This is a genomic window from Affinundibacterium fentianense (assembly GCF_018139545.1).
Classification (GTDB): domain Bacteria; phylum Pseudomonadota; class Gammaproteobacteria; order Burkholderiales; family Burkholderiaceae_D; genus Undibacterium; species Undibacterium fentianense.
In genome coordinates this window covers 50,187-68,280 of record NZ_JAGSPJ010000005.1, presented here as the reverse complement: position 1 = coordinate 68,280, position 18,094 = coordinate 50,187, and the positions used below count along the sequence as shown (strand labels likewise).

Sequence of the window (18,094 nt, the reverse complement as noted above, 5' to 3'; positions counted from 1 at the left end):
AAAAGAACGCGCCAACAATCTGTTGAATTAGTTCTTGGACTCACCTGACATCTGAGTTTTCATCTTCGCTACGCGGGAGCTTTCGACCTCGTTGCAACAAGGCCTCTCGTAACAAATATTCCACCTGCGCATTGGCACTACGCAATTCCTGCGCTGCCAAACGCTCAATCTCAGCCCATAAGACTGGATCGATACGCAGTGGAAAAGATTTTTTACCCGGGCTCGCCATGTTGTATTACTTTGCGCTCGCGGTAGGAGCACCGCATAAAATATTAATTTGCGTCGATAATTGCTGTGGATTATTACAGCCTAGTCGAAAAGATTTGCCATCTTTCTTATGAACTCTAACAGCACCGTTTCCCGCAGCATTATAGAGCATACCTTCGGCTGTCAACCGTATGCCTTTCCCCTCATACCATTTGCTTTGACAAACTTCCGCGAAGGCAATTTCCGCGCCAGCAAGCTCCCACCTAGGCCAAGGTAGTACTCCAAAGCGCCAATATAAGCCTCGCGCGTTCAGAACAATACTCAAGTGTGCGAACATTGATAAGACTATCAAATTGACGACCAACATAATACCGAGCACATTCCAAAAAGTATGCGCACTTTGCCCCTTATCCGCCCCTATTCCAAACAGCGCAACCGCTAGAGTACTCATCGGCAATAGAATCCAAAGTACTGTCATCCACTGACGTGATTGAAAGTGGGCTCGTGTCATTTTTTACTCTCCTCGATTTTCAACGCTGCCTGAGCGTTCATGCGCGCTAACTTGCGAAGTTTACTCTGCGACTTTGCCCCAATCACAACGATCGCAATCATTACCATGACTGTCGCCATTGCATCCCCCCTTCTTCGAGATCAAGATTAATTGTACAAGGTGCCTGTGTTGACGACAGGCTGCGTCTCTTTGTCGGAACATAAAACAACCAACAGATTGCTGACCATAGCAGCTTTTCTTTCGTCATCGAGTTCAACAATTTTCCGTTCTGATAAGCCTTGCAGCGCTTCCTCGACCATGCTGACTGCGCCATGCACAATTTTCTTACGGGCACTGATGATTGCTTCAGCTTGTTGCCGGCGGAGCATCACTTGCGCAATTTCTTGGGCATAAGCCAAGTGAGTTAATTTGGCGTCCTCCACATCAATTCCAGCGGCGACAAAGCGATTATGTAACTCTTGACGCATGGCACTCGCAACGACTTCCATTCCCGATCGTAGCGTAGTCTCGCCCTCAGTTAAGTCTTCACCATCGTCATACGCATATTGAGCGGCTAAATGACGTAGCGCTGCCTCTGCTTGGACATGCACAAATCGCTCAAAATCATCCACATTGAAAATTGCCAGTGCAGTCTCTTCAACTCGCCAAACAATAGCAGCCCCAATTTCGACAGGATTTCCCCTTTTATCATTAACCTTCAAAGGTGGCGTATTGAGCGTACGAGCGCGCAAACTGACCTTTCTTTTTGTATATAGAAAATTTGCCCAACGCAGGCCTTCACTACGATCCGTGCCCTTGTATTGTCCAAATAGAGAGAGTAATGCTGCCTCGTTCGGCTGCAGCATGTAGAGACCCGCAAAAATCATCGTACCGATGACATTTAAAATGAGTTTTGCGCTCACCCCCAAAACACTTGGTTCAGTTCCAGTAACCAATAAGATAATCCCCAGCGCATGCAATGCCAAGCCACACACCAACATCAGATAACCGTCCATCGATTTCAACTGGCGTTCCTGAATGCGCTTTTTCGTTAAATCCTGATTTTCAACAATCATCAAATTCTCCTTTATAACTTTGTAAGTCGACTGCACAAGGGTGAAACAAATGAAATCAAAGTGATATCACTTTAGGATCACTCCTTTCAATTGTCAAGTGCATTTATAAAAATTTTTCAAATAGCGACAACCAACAAATTTGGCAGTTCAGGTAAGATGCCTCAAAGTAAAAAAGACCGCGATTCCCACGACTCCATGAAAACAAAAATACGAAGCGAGCTTGCAAAACTCTGGCAAATTGCGTGGCCGGTATTAATAGGACAATTAGCCACAGTGGGAATGTCAGTTGCCGATGTTGCCATGACAGGTCACCTCAGTGCAGATGACTTGGCAGCGGTTGCACTAGGGGCATCACTTTGGTCGATTATTTTAGTCACCGTAATGGGGGTGATGATTGCCATCAATGCGGTCGTCGCCCACGAGGTCGGAGCAGGTGCATTTGATAAAATCCCGCATATCATGCGCCAGTCCATGTGGATGGCGTTTGGAGTAGGCCTGATTGCTTGTGCACTCCTTAATTTTTCCACCATCGTATTCAACTATCTGCAACTAGAGTCCCATGTACAACAGAAAGCCACAGAATTTGTGCGCATCATTAGTATTGGCATGCCGGCTTTCGCCATGTATCGGGCATTGTATAGTTACACCACTAGCCTGAATGAGACCAAGCCAGTCATGGTAATCGCCATTCTCGGCTTGGCTTTCAATGTGATCGTGAATTATCTATTCATTTATGGCAAATTCGGTTTGCCGCAACTGGGATCAACTGGGTGCGCGCTCGCGACGGGTTTTGCGATGTGGTTGATGCTCGGTGCGATGCTATGGTGGATACATCGCGCACCAGTCTATCGGCAAACTTTTCCGTTCACTCACCGCGAAGCTCCAAAATGGAGTGAAATCCGCGCGATGTTAAAAATCGGCTTGCCGATTGGGGTCACCTATTTTGCTGAAGTTTCTGCGTTTTGCGCAGTGGGTCTACTGGTTGCCAGATTTGGTGTGGTCGCGATCTCCGCCAATCAAATCGCATTGAATTTCTCATCGCTTATTTTTATGGTCCCAATGAGCTTGGGGATTGCGCTAACGACTAGGGTTAGCCAAACTTTAGGCGAAGGCGATGTAGTTCGAGCGCGGTTTGTCTCTTGGACTGGTGTTGGGATCTCCCTTGTTTTTGCGGTCATCTCTGCAAGTGCAATGACACTGCTGAGATACCAAGTTGCTGCTGCCTACACCTCCGATCCTGCGGTTCAGCAGGTTGCAGCGGACTTATTACTTTTGGCGGCGATTTTCCAACTTTCTGACGCTGCGCAAGTCACTTTTTCCTGCGCGCTGCGTGGTTACAAGGTTACTCGCGTTCCCATGTTCATCCATATCATGGCATTTTATGGTTTTGCCCTTCCTATCGGTTGTGCACTAGGACTCGCACCGGAGTGGATGCCTTGGCATCCAAGTCAACCGATGGAAGCGAACGGATTTTGGATAGGACTGGTGCTCGGACTCACCGTCGCTGCTGTTCTACTAGGTATTTTCTTACATCGACTTTCCAGTACCCGAATTGCTTATCATCTCAGTCAAGAGCGTAAATCCATCTCATAGAAAAATAGCGATATCGTGCCAATTAAGCAAGAATAAAACGACTTTAAGATCACATAGTGTAAAATAGCGACTTCGTCTGCATCATCTTTACCTATTCACGCCAGTTTTGCGTGCATTCATTTCTAAGCAAAGTTCATCATGAGTCTTCAATGCGGTATCGTCGGCCTGCCTAACGTCGGCAAATCTACACTTTTCAATGCCTTGACCAAAGCAGGCATCCCGGCAGAAAACTATCCATTTTGTACGATCGAACCCAATGTCGGCGTCGTCGAAGTACCAGATCCTCGTTTGAAGCAATTGTCTGAAATCGTTAAACCAGAGAGAGTACAAAATGCGATCGTCGAATTTGTCGATATCGCTGGCTTAGTTGCTGGAGCCTCTAAAGGTGAAGGATTAGGCAATCAATTTTTGGCACATATCCGCGAAACCGACGCGATTGTGAATGTCGTACGCTGCTTTGAAGATGACAATGTGATTCACGTCGCCGGCAAAGTTAGTCCCTTGGATGATATTGAAGTGATTCAAACTGAGCTCTGCTTGGCGGATATGGGTTCCGTTGAAAAAGCAATTCACCGTGAAAACAAAAAAGCCCGCTCAGGCGACAAGGATGCACTCAAGCTAGTGACCTTGTTAGAGAAGATTATGCCGGGCTTAAACGACGCTGTGCCAATTCGCGCTATGGGTTTAGACAAAGAAGAAATGGCATTAATCAAGCCTATGTGTCTGATCACTGCGAAACCAGCGATGTATGTCGCCAACGTCTCAGACGATGGTTTCAGCAATAATCCATTACTAGATCAATTGACAGAATTTGCTGCAAAACAAAATGCACCTATCGTTGCCATTTGCGCCGCAATCGAGTCTGAAATTGCAGACTTAGACGACGCGGACAAAGCGGACTTCCTCGCAGACATGGGCATGGAAGAGCCTGGTCTAGACCGCTTGATCCGTGCAGCGTTCAAGCTCCTAGGGCTACAAACATATTTCACTGCGGGCGTGAAAGAAGTCCGTGCGTGGACTATTCATATCGGCGATACCGCGCCGCAAGCTGCAGGCGTTATCCACACCGATTTCGAACGCGGCTTTATTCGAGCACAAACAATCGCTTTTGAAGACTACATCGCTCACAAAGGCGAAGCTGGGGCCAAAGAAGCTGGAAAGATGCGCGCCGAAGGTAAGGAATATGTCGTCAAAGACGGTGATGTACTCAATTTCTTGTTCAACGTCTAAACCAAGTCGTCTCAAGAATTCTCGAGAAAAAAGGACACTGCCGGTGTCCTTTTTCTATTTGGATTCATCAAATTGGCAGTACGCCCCAATATTCAATCCCATTGAGCATACTTCCAACAATTTTCAAATGAAACTCCTGTCCCTGAGAAATCGTGACCAATAAATCTGCGGGTGACATTTTTCCACTATTCAATTGTCCTTTCCAATAATTCAATCCCTCTTGATCTGGGGCACGCCCCAAAGAATTTTGATACAACTGCTGCACAAATAATTCTGAATTATGAATATCCGAGTAGGTCGAACTAAATAAAGAGGAAGTTAATAATTGCTCCGCAATTGACTGCAAACTTTGCCCTTGATCGCGCAACGCAATCAGTTCACCCAGTCGAAATGCTTCTATTTCCGAGGCCAAGTCATTACCGGCCGCTGCTTCATAGAGTTTAAAAATTTCCCCCGCGCTACCGTCAAAATCAAAAGCTATCACACGAGCCCCCCAACGCGAAGTATCGCCAGCTTCGATATAGGTCATGAAGGCTAGGCGCTCAACATTAAGTAAATGATCGATACTTTCGCCGTTATGAATATTAGTCACTGTCAGAACGCCATTTACCTTTTCAAATGCAAAATTATCTCGACTAGGGTTTTGTTCAAATATCGCGCTCCCGAAGTAGGCGGTATCGATACCAGTCCCTCCATCAATTTGATTTTCCCCTAGACCGCCAAACAAAAAATCGTTACCCATTCCACCGAATAATTCATCATTACCCTCAGCACCAAACAAGATGTCATCCCCAGCACCACCCAACAATTGGTCCTGCCCTTGCAAACCAAACAGATGGTCATTTCCGACCGTTCCCGATAAGCTATTACTGTTTTCGTCTCCGTAGACAAAACGATTCGTCTTGTCATACCGCTCACCTAAGTCAATATGCAATGGAACACCTTGCTGAATAGCAAAAGCAGTCAGTTCACGGTTCTCGGGACTGTCAGAAAAATTCGCCAAAATGCCAGCAAGATCAATTCTTCCCATGACATATTCATCGTGCCAATACGTGTAACCCTCAAGGTCAGGGGTTCGTCCCAAAATGTGTTGATAAAATCCTTGTAGGACTCGCTCGATAACGGGTGCAGAGCCGTAAACTCGTTGAAATTCTAACGAGCTAACAAAATTCTGCGCGACATCGTGCAGTGTTGCGTGATGCTCCTGCATCTCCTTGTACCAATAACTCAGACCATCCGTATCGGGTGTACGACCAAATGCAGCCTGATAAAGTCGATATGTGTCTGCAGCCGCTGAATTGAGATCAAATACAAATGCTTGCTCGCCAAAGACAAACATTTCGACATTCGTGATCTGATCAGTCCCCGACTTACCACTTTGATCGGTAATGTGTAAAACCCGTCCAACCATTTGAATTGCATATTGAGAGCGTTCCCCAGAGTAAAACAGGGTGTCAAACCCTGCGCCGCCATCAATCACATCATCGCCGCCGCCCAAGGTCTGTGCACCTACAGAATCACTTATTAGATTTCCATCTTGGTCGTAGTCAAACGCAAAGAACTGAAGTGGATCTTCTCCCAATACGATCCGCATTAAAGGATTCGCGCTTCCCGCGATGAAGTCATCATCGGCACCAGCATTTAATTGATCGTTGCCCAAACCACCAAACAAAAAATCTTCGCCAGTTCCACCATCCAAGGTATCCCGTCCACTATTCCCGAACAGTGCATCGGATCCGTTATCGCCACTAATCAGATCATCGCCGCCAGCAAAAATCAAATTATCGTCGCCTTCGCCGCCACTTCCTATGCTATTTCCAGCTTTGTTTTGTAACGATCCAAAGATAGGGAAAAAATTAATCTGAATAAGATCATTTCCTTCCCCTCCTTCCATAGAATTATTGCCTGCACGCCCAACAAGCCAGTCATCCCCCTTACCGCCTAACAACGTGTCGTCGCCAAAGCCGCCTCGCACGGTATCGTTCCCCTGATCGCCGATCATGATGACGGCACCCTCGGAACCTTGTGCATCCAAAGTATCATCACCGCTGCCACCATCCTGGTATGACCCGCCTCGTAGACTGTCATTGCCCTCTTCGCCCTCTAAACGATCGTTGCCATTGCCACTCAATAGGTCATCGCCCAGTCCACCTCGAAGTGTGTCTTTCCCTTCGCCAGCAAATAGCTGATCATTTCCCTCCTGCCCTTCAAGTAGATTGTCGCCGTGCGCCCCGAAAATGCTCAAAATGTCATCGCCGTCACCTCCGTACAAGGCGTTGTTTCCCTCAGCATCAATTAAGTGATCGTTGCCGACGTCACCATACAAAAGATCATCGCCTTTGCCTCCAAACAAATCATCATTCCCAGCGTCGCCATGTAAAACGTCTGGGCCATTGGAGCCGTTTATCCAATCATCGCCTGTCCCACCTGACAAGACGTTTCCTGATTGACTCGCATATAAAAAATCTATTCCATCCCCGCCACCAAGAATTTGATTGGTCTTTGCGAACACGTAGTTTGCACCATCGTCGGTCATCCAATGCAAATCACTTAGGTCATCATATTTCAGATTGCTTCCTAGAATTTGCAATTCAAAAAACTTTATTTCACCAGCGATGGCGAGGCCGTAGTCAATTTTAAAGACGCCATTTTTCAAGTCATTGAAATTAAAATAAAGATAGTAAGCTAGACCTTTAAATTGAAATACATCACCTCTTTGAAAAGAGATCTGGGTCAACGCGGCTCGATTCGAATCCAAAACATGAGTGGTCATAATAATTTTCTAGGTTTGATAGGCTATCGATTGATTAATTAATTGATTAATTGATTTACATTATAAAGGAGTATCAGAGCCGTCTTTCTGATAACAAGAAAGTCATTTAACATCTACTAAAACGAATACCCTCCGGTACTACCATTTCAACTGGACATCGAGTCCATGATCATTTCGCTTAAGTTCTGCATTCTTTCGCGCATATCGCAATTCAATCATCGCGTTATCGCTAAAGTCTGGATTCAATAGAGATAAAGTGTAGGTAGACTTCTCTGAGTCGACTGGAAGAATGATGCGTTTTTCACCATCAACTAGTTCAGCAAACTCTAAATCACGTAGTTGCGCTGGAAAACTAAAGGTGATTTTTTTTGTGCGACACGGACCACCAAGCAAGCGCACAGCATTTCTCGCAAAAAAAGGGAGATCGTCATAATGAATCGCCCAGAACATTTCACATTCTAGGCGTAGATCGCCTAATCGGCGGTGATTTGTATTAAGTCCGGGCGTTTCGACTCTTGGCCACCATCGATACAAATTTTTACCGCGATTCAACATTAACTCGGCGTTCTGTTGCAATGCCATTTCGTCGCGCGGCAAAACAAAACTTCCATCGGCAAGAATTGGGATCGCTCTCGTGTATTCGTCACTCGCGAGGCGTAAGCGTAAACCTTCTAAATTTAACTCAGCCTTTCGCGGCTTTAAAACAAATTTTGCGACGGCATCGGGCGCTAGCGTATGATATTTTTCAAATGCATCAAGCCCCTTCAACATGACTGAATAGGATTTCCAATCTGGGTCTTTGACGCTATTGATTTCCACCGATTGAGGAGCAACATCCACGACTTCTGTCGATGTACTTTGTGCTTTAACAGAGGTAAAAACACAAACAGCTGAGAACCAAACAACTAAAGCAAACTTCTTCATATGCAGTCTCGCAAGAGGCAGAAAGGATTGAGCCTATTAAGTCGAATTGATGCTCAATATTAATTTTTTGTCGCAAGTCTGCGACAGGTCGCTGACTAAGTCAGCAAAATCAATAATGCATCACTTGTTAAACACTGTGAGTTCACGCTTGCAGCGCAAACGCTATGATACAGTAATGACATTATTAAAATATCCACCCATTACTCACGCGCTCGATCACGCTATGGATAAGCTACCAAACTCCGGCAATCGCCACACAGTCGAGGCCTTGCAGCAAGAATTGCAAAGCGTCCGTGCGCAGTTACTCGACCTCTTGAGTGAGGCGCGACAGAATCAAGAAATACTCAATCGACATCAATCTCTCGATTTACAGTTGATTGGTTCTCATAGCTTTCGCGAGTTAATCCAGCACATCTTTGTCACGCTTGCCGATATTTGTGAACTGGATCAAGTCACGTTATGCCTCGTCAATACGCAGCATAATTTGCAAGAAATGTTGGCGGATTTGAAGATTGACCGGGACGAATTTCCCTTTCTGCTCTTCGCTGAGTCTGAGGCAGATTTACGGATTAACGGACAGCCGTTGAAAAAACCCGTTCTTGGCCACTACGATCAGACCTTACATGGAGACATGTTTCAAGTGTGTTTCGAAGCACCAACTAGCATGGCGATCATTCCCCTGATACGACAAAGTAAATTACTTGGGAGCCTCAATCTCGGTAGCGAGGATCCCTTGCGATTTTCCGTTGACATGGCAACTGACTTCGTTGAACGGCTCGCTTCGATCATCGCAATTTGTCTCGAGAACGTCATTAATAGTGAACGCCTAACCCAAATTGGCCTTACGGACGCACTCACCAACGTAAGCAATCGACGCCATGTTGAACATCGGATTCTCGAAGAAATTGGTCGGGCACGACGTCAGCATTATGGAATTGCATGCATGTATCTCGATATCGACTTCTTTAAGAACATCAATGATCAGCACGGACACCAAGGCGGTGACGATGTCTTAAGAGAAGTGGCGAAACGGATCAAAGCAGAATTACGCCTTAGCGATACGATTGGTCGTTTTGGTGGGGAAGAGTTCGTTGTGCTCTTAGTCAACACAACACATAGGAACGCTGTGCTGGTAGCAGAGCGCATTCGCAACAGTATTGCAAGTAAGCCATTCTTACTGCACCAAAGCGGAGCATGTGATGTCACCATTTCAATTGGTATGGCGACACTATCAGATGACCATAATCTCGGAGAAATAGAGAGTGCTGCAAAAGCATTACTGCTGCGCGCAGACCGAGCACTTTACGAGGCCAAAGAACAAGGACGTAATTGCGTCAGAGAATCTGCAGGCTAAAAACTGGGTATCAGTTTTTCTTTGCGGCCGCTTGTAAAGCTTCATATTTTGCCATTAACTGCTCTTTGCTTTCACGCCATGCTGGATTGAACGGGATACAACTGACTGGACAAACTTGTTGACATTGCGGCACATCGTAATGGCCCACACACTCCGTACATTTATTCGGATCAATTTCGTAAATCTCCGGCCCCATATAGATTGCTTCATTTGGGCATTCCGGTTCACACACATCACAATTGATGCAGTCATCTGTAATCAATAAGGCCATATTTATGTCTGCTTGTAGCTTTGTTGCTTGCGTTTAATCGACGCAGCGATTCAATACAATTAAGAGTCCGACGTTCGTCGATTCGAAGAACTTTCAATCAATGCTCTTCACTTTTCGCCACGATTATCGTTGTTCAGCGATTTTCTTTTTCAACCACGCGTCGACAGAGGGAAAAACAAACTTCGATACATCACCGCCAAATTGTGCGATCTCACGAACAATCGTACCGGAAATAAACTGGTACTGATCAGAAGGTGTCAAAAACATTGTTTCGACATCCGGCAACAAATAACGATTCATACCAGCCATCTGGAATTCATATTCAAAATCAGATACTGCACGCAAGCCTCGAACGATTACGCGGGCGTCATTCTTCCTAACAAAGTCTTTCAACAAACCGGAAAAACTCTCCACTCTGACGTTCGGATAATGTCCAAGCACCTCGTTAGCAATACTCAAACGCTCTTCTAAAGAAAAAAAAGGTTTCTTGTTTTTGCTGTCAGCAACACCGACAATTAAAGTATCAAATAAGCCTGAAGCTCGGCGAACTAAGTCTTCATGGCCACGTGTGAGCGGATCAAAGGTTCCCGGATAGACAGCTGTGACCATTTGCGTTTCCCTTGGTGTGGAGTGGTTAGCGATTATTATATTATTACAATAGCAATTTTAATTTGGCTTTTCATTGCCAAGTAAAACTACCTCGTTCTTTATAGAAAGCGCATTATCCCAGATTTTAAACGGCTTCACCCGTTTCCGTGCTGCGTTGCAACAAATGAAAGTGCACAGTGCCTGCCTTATCTTGTCGGATAACCTGCCAAAACGAACCTACACTCAAATCAGAGCCAAGCAGATCAGGTGCCAAAACAGTTTCAGATTCAACATATATTACCCCACCTTGGGCGAGTAGATTAAGGCAAAGAGGGAGGATCTTCTCCAGCATATTTTGGTGAAACGGGGGGTCCAAAAAAATTACATCAAACTGCTCTTGTGCGTTGATACGGTGTTGCGCAAGAAGAAGGGCATCCCCTCGAATCAATTCAACCTGCTCCGCCCTGAGTTTCACTTTAACTTGCTCTAGCTGACGGAACGCTGGCGGATAAGCTTCAAACATGCAAACTTGACGCGCCCCCCGACTTGCCGCCTCAAATCCCAATGCTCCGCTCCCAGAGAACATATCTAAACAACGGACGGAACCCCACTGCCCAGCAAACAAATGATGCAGCCAATTAAAAACTGTCTCACGTACTCGATCTGGGGTCGGACGCAAACCATTCGCTGAAATTACCGTCAAAGGCGTCCTCTTCCAAACCCCACCAATGATTCGAACTTGGTGACTTGCTTGGCCATGCTTTGTTTGTTTTCCAAGGACATTGGTCGGTTTCTGTAGATTCTTGTGATGATTCATAAACGTTGCCGAAAAATCGACGGCATGCTCTGTTAGAATGGCAGCATTCTAAAGGTTTTTCGCGGTAGCCCGGTAATTCTCTGGCGAACGCTGTCATTTTTCCTGCTATGCCGGCGACTTCAGCTCACAGATCCTGATTGCGATTCCTCCTATCTAATTTTCTAGGTCAAAAGACGATCCATGTTTAGCTTTTTCAGAAAAAAAACACCCGAAGTCGTAACCCCAGACTCACATGAAGCCATTGAAACCTCGTTCAAAGAGGACTCAGAACGTGGATCGAAATTAGAGAGCGTTCCAGCAACCATCTCGGTGCCGGATTCAAAGCCAAGCGAGAATCAGCCTGCAAAATTATCTTGGATAGCAAGACTAAAACAAGGTTTGGCGAAGACTTCCTCAAATCTCACCACACTTTTTATAGGCGCAAGAATCGACGAAGACCTCTACGATGATCTGGAAGCCGCCCTGCTCAGCGCAGATGCTGGCGTCGAGGCGACGGTCTATGTGTTGGACCAACTCAAACGTAAGGTCAAAGAAGAAAAATTGACCGAAGCAGAGCAAGTGAAGCGCGCTCTGAAAGAACTACTAATAGAATTATTATTGCCACTACAGAAACCGTTTGAGTTAGGACGTCACCAGCCGCTCGTTATGATGATTGCAGGCGTAAATGGCGCAGGCAAAACCACAACAATCGGCAAATTAGCCAAACATTTACAAAATCACCAACAATCAGTCGTGCTTGCCGCGGGCGATACGTTTCGCGCTGCGGCACGCGAGCAGTTAATGGTTTGGGGTGAGCGGAATAATATTACTGTCATCGCTCAAGAATCGGGCGATCCGGCTGCCGTCGCATTTGATGCAGTTGCATCGGCCAAGGCGCGCGGCACCAATGTGGTGATGGTCGATACCGCCGGACGTTTGCCTACACAGCTCCATCTCATGGAGGAGTTAAAAAAAATCAAGCGTGTAATCGGCAAAGGCATGGACGGAGCACCACAAGAAGTCTTGCTGGTGATCGACGGAAATACCGGACAGAATGCACTCGCTCAAGTAAAGGCGTTTGACGATGCCTTGCAATTAACTGGACTGATTATTACCAAGCTCGATGGAACAGCCAAAGGGGGAATACTTGCGGCCGTCGCGAAGACACGCCCAATTCCCGTGTATTTCATCGGTGTAGGTGAACAAATCGAAGACTTGCAAGCATTTAATGCACAAGAGTTCGTTGATGCCTTACTTCAGTAAATGAGATTGAAAAACGACCGTTGAAAGCTTGCAATGATCGAATTAAAGCACGTTAGTAAATCCTACGCACAAGGCATTCTTGCATTGCGTGACGTTACATTGAGTATCGGAGATGGAGAGCTAGTTTTTTTGGCTGGTCCTTCTGGTGCCGGAAAATCCACTTTACTGCGCTTAATCGCTGGACTGGAAAAGCCGACTAGTGGTACGGTCGTCATGAACGGACAACGTATCGACCAGTTAACTGCGAGTAGTCTCCCATATTTGCGACGCAAACTCGGCTTAATTCTTCAAGGTCAAGGATTATTGAATGACCGCAGCGTCTTAGCAAATGTCATGCTTCCGATGATTGTGGTTGGTGAGTCAGTGCAGGAAGCAGAGATCCGTGCATACGCTGCGTTAGAACGGCTCAATATGTCAGATAAAGCGCATACCTCGCCACTTGCCTTATCCGGTGGGGAGCAGCAGCGCGTGGCCATCGCGCGCGCGATCGTCAATCGACCACAGATCATCTTAGCCGATGAACCAACTGCTTATCTTGACCGAGACAATGCTGTTATCGTAGTGAATGCGCTAAGAGCCTTTCAGCGTTCCGGCGTGACCTGCATTATTTCAAGTCACGATGAACAATTTCTCGATCAGGCAAATCGCGTTATTTACCTAAATAAGGGCGAAGTCGTCGATTCATGGACTTCTGGGCAACCTGCAACTGAGATGCAGCCGATCCATGCTTGAGTTTTAAAGACTAAGGATTTCAACCCATCATGATTAACTGGTTCCGTCAACATGCTTATGCACTTAGCAGTGCTTTGACCCATTTACGTGCAGCGCCTGGAAATTTCTTGTTTAATGTGCTCGTGGTCGCAATCGCACTATCACTGCCCATTGCCGGCCTAACTGTCATTCAAAACATTCAGCCCGTCGCCTCCCAACTTTCGATCGAGCCTGAATTAAGTGTCTTCTTGAAGCCAGATCTGGCATCGCAAGATGCCGTGGCAACGCAGGCACAAATAAAAAATATACTCAAAGAATTAAAAGTGAGCGCCAAAGTCCGATTTGTGCCAAAAGACAAGGCACTTGCGGCTATGGAAGGCACAAACAACCTAGCCGAAGTCTTAGCAACGTTGGGAGGCAACCCCTTACCCGATGCGTACGTTTTGGCATTGTCGAATTCAGATAGTGATAAACTGGAACAACTAAGTGCGACAATCCAAGGTCTTGACCAAGTCGACGTCGTGCAAGTTGATTCGGCTTGGGTTAAGCGCCTCGCAGCTCTACTACAAGTCATGCAAATTGCCCTCCTGTTTTTAGCAGGCACACTCGCTGTGGTCGTCATTGTGGTGATTTTCAATGCAACACGACTTCAAGTGATCTCCCATCAAGCGGAAATTAGCGTGAGTCGAATGCTAGGCGCGACCAACAGTTTCATTCATAAACCTTATTACTACACTGGTGCAATGCTCGGCGTACTGGCTGGATGCCTAGCTTTGGGACTGGTAGCCCTGTCCTTGCAACCGTTGAATCAAGCCATTGCTGAATTTGCAAAATTGTACGCATCCGAGTTCCACCTCAGTCCTCTTGGCATCTTTCCGAGCTTGGCCTTAATTTTAATTAGCAAAATTCTTGGCCTATGCGGCGCCTATTTATCGGTTCGTCGCCAACTAGCAAAGAGCGTCATTTAGTATTCCACTGCCAAAATCAAGTTCAGCACCTCAATTTGCATTCCGGAATGCAACTTTTTGATCTCAAGAATTGTCGAAAGTTGGACTTGACTAAGATCGCCGTGAGAATTAACCCAAATATTAATTTATTTACAGCAAGAGACTTGAAATTCTTCAAAACGTACAGATTATTAGCACTCATGTCGATTGAGTGCTAATATAGATATTTGAAAGACCCTGAATCTCCATTTCGGTTCGGCTTTAAAGAATTAATCTGATTCAAAATCAGGAGGAAACATGACACAAACATCAGCACAAGGCATTTTGCGCTCTTCGGATAGCACCGCTTTAGCTCTGGGGTTTACCGGCACACTAGGTAATATCGATGCCTATATCTCCGCGGTCAACCGTTTGCCTATGTTATCGCAAGAAGAAGAGACTGATCTTGCAACCAAATTCAAACTCCAAAATGATTTGAATGCTGCACAACAACTGGTTATGTCGCATCTACGTTTGGTGGTCTCAATCGCACGCGGCTACCTAGGGTATGGTTTGCCGCATGCCGATTTGATCCAAGAGGGAAACATTGGTTTGATGAAAGCTGTAAAACGTTTTGATCCAGACCAAGGTGTTCGTTTGGTTTCCTATGCAATGCACTGGATTAAAGCAGAAATGCACGAATACATTTTGAAAAATTGGCGCTTGGTGAAGGTTGCAACAACCAAAGCCCAGCGCAAATTGTTTTTCAATCTGCGATCAAATAAAGAAAGCCTCGACTCCATGACTCCTGCTCAAATTGACAAGCTTGCCAGCAAGCTTGATGTCAAACGGGAAGATGTCATTGAAATGGAAATGCGCTTATCTGGGCATGATGTCGCTTTAGATGCTTCAAGCGATGACGAAGATGAAAAATTTGCGCCGATCGCATATTTAAAAACTGAGGCAGAAGAACCCACTCAAGTAATTGAAGCGCAACAATATGATCGCTTGCAAAGTGAAGGATTGGAAACCGCTCTCGCAAAACTGGATCCTCGCTCTCGGCACATTATTGAATCTCGTTGGTTGCAAAATGATGATGGATCTGGCGTGACTTTGCACGATTTGGCCGATGAGTATGGCGTGTCCGCAGAACGTATTCGTCAAATCGAAAGTGCCGCTTTAAAGAAAATGAAAGGTACATTAAGCAGTTTTGCTTAAGATTTTCAACCACGCAACAGCGACATGCGAACGATAAAAAAAGGCACTCAATAGAGTGCCTTTTCTCTTCTAAATTCAATAATATCGAAATACGATGTCGACACTTTACTTCAACAAGACCTTCAAATCATGCACGATTGATTCGGTTTTTTGACCATATTGAATATATAAACGAATGCGCCCTTGCGGATCAAAGACATAACTTGCAGCGGTATGATCCATCGTGTAGCTATCAGGATTTTTACCGGGACTTTTTTGATAAAAAACCTTAAATTCCTTTGCCACCTTCGCAGTCGCTTCGGCATTGCCATACAAACCTAAGAAACGCTTATCGAAATTCGGAACATAGGCGGCCAAAAGCTCTTGGGTATCTCGCTCGGGGTCAACCGTAACAAACAAGACTTGGACTTTGTCGGCTAATGGCCCCATTTGTGTCATTACCTTCGACATTTCAAACATCGTCGTTGGACAAACATCTGGACACTGCGTGTAGCCAAAAAACAAAATGACCGCCTTACCTTTGAAGTCTGCCAAAGTTCTCGGTTGTCCATTTTGATCGATTAAAGCAAAATCACGCGCGTATTCCAGCCCAGTCAAATCGGTATTGAGAAATTTCTCTTCGGACTTGTTGCAGGCGACCAAACTCGTGAGCATCAAGCTTGCCCCCACACAAACAATCCACTTTAAAAGTTGCGAACATAACGGTGATTTATTCATATCAATACTTTAGATAGTGATCGACCAATAAAGCCACAAACAACAAGGACAAATAGATAATTGAAAAAGTAAAAGTCTTGCGCGCTAGCACATCATCATAGTGGCGGTAAATCCTCCAGGCATACCAGAGAAACGCCAGTCCAAGCAACACAGCGCTCACAAGATAAATCAAACCACTCATCTTTGCAGCATATGGCAAAAGACTGGTAGCGAACAGAGCGATGGTATAAAGCCAAATATGGAATCGAGTAAATTCGGGGCCATGTGTTACAGGCAGCATCGGTAAGCCCGATTTGGCGTAGTCATCGCGCCGATACATAGCAAGCGCCCAGAAATGAGGCGGCGTCCAAACAAAAATAATTAAGACCAATAACCAAGCTTGCATTGGAACCTCATTCGCAACCGCCGCCCAACCTAGTGCCGGAGGCATTGCGCCAGAAAGGCCACCAATGACAATATTTTGGGGTGTCGCGGGTTTTAAAATAATTGTGTAAATCACCGCGTAACCAACAAAAGTGACGAATGTTAACCACATGGTTAGCGGGTTCACTAAGACATAGAGAATACCCATTCCAGCGCCACCAATCAGTACTGAAAAACCCATGATTTGTACCGCCGTCATTTCTCCTTGAGCGCTTGGACGTCGTGCAGTACGCGCCATCCGTGCATCAATCTCGCGTTCGACCAAGCAGTTCACAGCAAAGGCAGCACCAGCCAATAGCCAAATACCCACGGTCGCAGCAATAACTAAGCGCCAATCGGGTAGATCAGGCGTTGCCAAAAACATCCCTATCACAGCGCAAAAAACAGCAAGTTGCGTTACCCTGGGCTTAGTGAGGGCAAGATACTGTGAAAGGCGATGGGGCAAGGTGCTTGGATTGGTCATTGGAAAATACTTTTAGCGCTTGAGCGAACCCGATAGTTTAACATGCTAAGCAATAGAACGAGCGCTGCTGCACCAGCGTTATGCAGGACAGCGATAGTCAATGGCCATGAAAAATAAATCGTCGCAACACCTGATAAGAATTGGCAAAACAAGATGAGACCAACCCCATTTGCCAGCTGCTTTAGCTCCGGAGATCGCCGAGCAAGTGCGACCGTTATCCCTAATACGATAAAAACAACCCACGCAAAGCTACGGTGCACCCAATGTATTGTGACTAGAGCAGAATGCGGAATAAAGTCCCCGTCCAATGTCTTCCCCAGTTCCCGCCAAAGTGCATAGGCATGCTGTACATCTAGCTCAGGGATCAGCTGTCCATTGCATGTCGGATAGTCATGACAGGCTAGTGCTGCATAATTTGTACTGACCCAACCGCCAAGTGCGACCTGCAATAACAACACAATCATGGCGATAGAACTGATTTGGCGCAACCATCGCGGCAATGCAAAGGATTCGAACGGTGTTTCTCGCATCCATGCCCAAACCAAAAGAGACAAGATGCAGAGAGCCAGCAGGAGATGAATCGTCACAATAATAGGCTGCAATTTCATCGTAACAGTCCATTTACCAAAAGCACCCTGCACCAAGACAAGAACGAAAAGTGCCGTGGGTAATCGAGGAGAGAAACGCATCGATGCGCGTCGCCACCAAGCGATAACCATCATAGAACTCACCAATACACCGACGCTCATCGCGATATATCGATGAATCATTTCTATCCAAGCTTTGACCAAAGTAACGGGACCAGTGGGCATCAAAGATTCGGCTGCACGAATCTCGCTATGCGCTTGAAATGGATTCGCTTGTCCATAACACCCTGGCCAATCAGGACATCCGAGACCAGAATCAGTCAGTCGGGTGAACGCGCCAAAAACAATTAAATCGAACGTCAGAAATAAAGTGACGGCAATCAATTTGCGGTATTTGTTACTATCTTTCGAAGCCCATACTATGGTGAGCGGGAAAAGGGCGACCAACAACCCAGTAATGGCAAGTTGAGCAAGCATAATGTTT

At 45.9% G+C, this 18,094-nt stretch carries 18 protein-coding genes; 7 read left to right on the top strand and 11 right to left on the bottom strand.

The annotated features are described in order from the left end of the window. Positions 1–40: 40 nt before the first annotated feature. The 3 genes from KDM90_RS12215 to KDM90_RS12205 form a co-directional block, all read right to left on the bottom strand. The gene (locus KDM90_RS12215) at positions 41–229 is read right to left on the bottom strand and encodes a type II toxin-antitoxin system antitoxin (RefSeq protein WP_212675905.1); all 189 of its coding nucleotides are present in this window, start codon (positions 227–229) and stop codon (positions 41–43) included. A gap of 6 nt (positions 230–235) precedes the next feature. Further along, positions 236–718, bottom strand: a complete 483-nt coding sequence (locus tag KDM90_RS12210; RefSeq protein WP_212675904.1) for an SH2 domain-containing protein — start codon at positions 716–718, stop codon at positions 236–238. A 146-nt stretch (positions 719–864) separates the two neighbouring features. Then, positions 865–1,773 carry an SPFH domain-containing protein gene (locus tag KDM90_RS12205; protein ID WP_212675903.1) on the bottom strand — a complete coding sequence of 303 codons (909 nt, stop codon included), beginning with the start codon at positions 1,771–1,773 and terminating at the stop codon, positions 865–867. 195 nt (positions 1,774–1,968) lie between these two features. Here KDM90_RS12205 and KDM90_RS12200 point away from each other — a divergent pair, with 195 nt between their 5' ends. Beyond that, the gene (locus KDM90_RS12200; protein WP_212675902.1) at positions 1,969–3,366 is read left to right on the top strand and encodes an MATE family efflux transporter; all 1,398 of its coding nucleotides are present in this window, start codon (positions 1,969–1,971) and stop codon (positions 3,364–3,366) included. Between the two features lie 138 nt (positions 3,367–3,504). Next, the gene (ychF, locus tag KDM90_RS12195; protein ID WP_212675901.1) at positions 3,505–4,596 is read left to right on the top strand and encodes a redox-regulated ATPase YchF; all 1,092 of its coding nucleotides are present in this window, start codon (positions 3,505–3,507) and stop codon (positions 4,594–4,596) included. A gap of 67 nt (positions 4,597–4,663) precedes the next feature. On the opposite strand, the gene KDM90_RS12190 is transcribed toward ychF, so the two are convergent. Together KDM90_RS12190 and KDM90_RS12185 are read right to left on the bottom strand one after the other, a co-directional pair. After that, positions 4,664–7,369: a DUF4214 domain-containing protein gene (locus KDM90_RS12190; RefSeq protein ID WP_212675900.1), complete on the bottom strand. Its 2,706-nt coding sequence runs from the start codon at positions 7,367–7,369 to the stop codon at positions 4,664–4,666. Between the two features lie 138 nt (positions 7,370–7,507). Beyond that, positions 7,508–8,293 carry a hypothetical protein gene (locus tag KDM90_RS12185; RefSeq protein ID WP_212675899.1) on the bottom strand — a complete coding sequence of 262 codons (786 nt, stop codon included), beginning with the start codon at positions 8,291–8,293 and terminating at the stop codon, positions 7,508–7,510. Positions 8,294–8,468: 175 nt separating this feature from the next. Here KDM90_RS12185 and KDM90_RS12180 point away from each other — a divergent pair, with 175 nt between their 5' ends. Further along, a complete protein-coding gene (locus KDM90_RS12180) occupies positions 8,469–9,647 on the top strand; it encodes a GGDEF domain-containing protein (RefSeq protein ID WP_230409775.1) in 1,179 nt (392 codons plus the stop codon). Between the two features lie 10 nt (positions 9,648–9,657). Here the strand turns inward: KDM90_RS12180 and KDM90_RS12175 are convergent, their stop codons facing one another. The 3 genes from KDM90_RS12175 to rsmD all read right to left on the bottom strand — a co-directional run bounded on the left by KDM90_RS12175 (position 9,658) and on the right by rsmD (position 11,323). After that, positions 9,658–9,918, bottom strand: coding sequence for a YfhL family 4Fe-4S dicluster ferredoxin (locus KDM90_RS12175; protein ID WP_212675898.1), 261 nt, complete (start codon positions 9,916–9,918; stop codon positions 9,658–9,660). 123 nt (positions 9,919–10,041) lie between these two features. Further along, positions 10,042–10,527 (bottom strand): pantetheine-phosphate adenylyltransferase, encoded by a 486-nt coding sequence (gene coaD, locus KDM90_RS12170; RefSeq protein ID WP_212675897.1) that lies wholly within the window; start codon positions 10,525–10,527, stop codon positions 10,042–10,044. 124 nt (positions 10,528–10,651) lie between these two features. Further along, on the bottom strand, positions 10,652–11,323 hold the full coding sequence (gene rsmD, locus KDM90_RS12165) for a 16S rRNA (guanine(966)-N(2))-methyltransferase RsmD (RefSeq protein ID WP_212675896.1): 672 nt from the start codon (positions 11,321–11,323) through the stop codon (positions 10,652–10,654). Between the two features lie 180 nt (positions 11,324–11,503). On the opposite strand from rsmD, the gene ftsY reads away from it, so the two are divergent. The 4 genes from ftsY (at position 11,504) to rpoH (ending at position 15,420) form a co-directional block, all read left to right on the top strand. Next, entirely contained in the window at positions 11,504–12,565 is a 1,062-nt protein-coding gene (gene ftsY, locus KDM90_RS12160; protein WP_212675895.1) for a signal recognition particle-docking protein FtsY, read from the top strand. A gap of 33 nt (positions 12,566–12,598) precedes the next feature. Then, complete coding sequence (locus KDM90_RS12155) at positions 12,599–13,297, top strand: cell division ATP-binding protein FtsE (RefSeq protein WP_212675894.1); 699 nt, start codon at positions 12,599–12,601, stop codon at positions 13,295–13,297. 29 nt (positions 13,298–13,326) lie between these two features. Then, a complete protein-coding gene (locus tag KDM90_RS12150) occupies positions 13,327–14,244 on the top strand; it encodes a cell division protein FtsX (protein ID WP_212675893.1) in 918 nt (305 codons plus the stop codon). A gap of 276 nt (positions 14,245–14,520) precedes the next feature. Beyond that, positions 14,521–15,420, top strand: a complete 900-nt coding sequence (gene rpoH / locus KDM90_RS12145) for an RNA polymerase sigma factor RpoH (protein WP_212675892.1) — start codon at positions 14,521–14,523, stop codon at positions 15,418–15,420. Positions 15,421–15,525: 105 nt separating this feature from the next. On the opposite strand, the gene KDM90_RS12140 is transcribed toward rpoH, so the two are convergent. From KDM90_RS12140 to KDM90_RS12130, 3 genes are all read right to left on the bottom strand, one after another. Further along, positions 15,526–16,074, bottom strand: coding sequence for an SCO family protein (locus KDM90_RS12140; RefSeq protein ID WP_212676181.1), 549 nt, complete (start codon positions 16,072–16,074; stop codon positions 15,526–15,528). Between the two features lie 64 nt (positions 16,075–16,138). Continuing rightward, positions 16,139–17,023, bottom strand: coding sequence for a heme o synthase (gene cyoE / locus KDM90_RS12135; RefSeq protein ID WP_212675891.1), 885 nt, complete (start codon positions 17,021–17,023; stop codon positions 16,139–16,141). After that, the gene (locus KDM90_RS12130; RefSeq protein WP_212675890.1) at positions 17,020–18,087 is read right to left on the bottom strand and encodes a COX15/CtaA family protein; all 1,068 of its coding nucleotides are present in this window, start codon (positions 18,085–18,087) and stop codon (positions 17,020–17,022) included. Before KDM90_RS12130 ends, cyoE begins: the two co-directional genes overlap by 4 nt. Between the last annotated feature and the right edge of the window lie 7 nt (positions 18,088–18,094).

Bases quoted from the DNA above. Each gene is read 5' to 3' on its own strand.
- KDM90_RS12215 (WP_212675905.1), bottom strand. From the start codon at position 229: ATGGCGAGCCCGGGTAAAAAATCTTTTCCACTGCGTATCGATCCAGTC.
- KDM90_RS12210 (WP_212675904.1), bottom strand. From the start codon at position 718: ATGACACGAGCCCACTTTCAATCACGTCAGTGGATGACAGTACTTTGG.
- KDM90_RS12205 (WP_212675903.1), bottom strand. From the start codon at position 1,773: ATGATTGTTGAAAATCAGGATTTAACGAAAAAGCGCATTCAGGAACGC.
- KDM90_RS12200 (WP_212675902.1), top strand. From the start codon at position 1,969: ATGAAAACAAAAATACGAAGCGAGCTTGCAAAACTCTGGCAAATTGCG.
- ychF (WP_212675901.1), top strand. From the start codon at position 3,505: ATGAGTCTTCAATGCGGTATCGTCGGCCTGCCTAACGTCGGCAAATCT.
- KDM90_RS12190 (WP_212675900.1), bottom strand. From the start codon at position 7,369: ATGACCACTCATGTTTTGGATTCGAATCGAGCCGCGTTGACCCAGATC.
- KDM90_RS12185 (WP_212675899.1), bottom strand. From the start codon at position 8,293: ATGAAGAAGTTTGCTTTAGTTGTTTGGTTCTCAGCTGTTTGTGTTTTT.
- KDM90_RS12180 (WP_230409775.1), top strand. From the start codon at position 8,469: ATGACATTATTAAAATATCCACCCATTACTCACGCGCTCGATCACGCT.
- KDM90_RS12175 (WP_212675898.1), bottom strand. From the start codon at position 9,918: ATGGCCTTATTGATTACAGATGACTGCATCAATTGTGATGTGTGTGAA.
- coaD (WP_212675897.1), bottom strand. From the start codon at position 10,527: ATGGTCACAGCTGTCTATCCGGGAACCTTTGATCCGCTCACACGTGGC.
- rsmD (WP_212675896.1), bottom strand. From the start codon at position 11,323: ATGAATCATCACAAGAATCTACAGAAACCGACCAATGTCCTTGGAAAA.
- ftsY (WP_212675895.1), top strand. From the start codon at position 11,504: ATGTTTAGCTTTTTCAGAAAAAAAACACCCGAAGTCGTAACCCCAGAC.
- KDM90_RS12155 (WP_212675894.1), top strand. From the start codon at position 12,599: ATGATCGAATTAAAGCACGTTAGTAAATCCTACGCACAAGGCATTCTT.
- KDM90_RS12150 (WP_212675893.1), top strand. From the start codon at position 13,327: ATGATTAACTGGTTCCGTCAACATGCTTATGCACTTAGCAGTGCTTTG.
- rpoH (WP_212675892.1), top strand. From the start codon at position 14,521: ATGACACAAACATCAGCACAAGGCATTTTGCGCTCTTCGGATAGCACC.
- KDM90_RS12140 (WP_212676181.1), bottom strand. From the start codon at position 16,074: ATGCTCACGAGTTTGGTCGCCTGCAACAAGTCCGAAGAGAAATTTCTC.
- cyoE (WP_212675891.1), bottom strand. From the start codon at position 17,023: ATGACCAATCCAAGCACCTTGCCCCATCGCCTTTCACAGTATCTTGCC.
- KDM90_RS12130 (WP_212675890.1), bottom strand. From the start codon at position 18,087: ATGCTTGCTCAACTTGCCATTACTGGGTTGTTGGTCGCCCTTTTCCCG.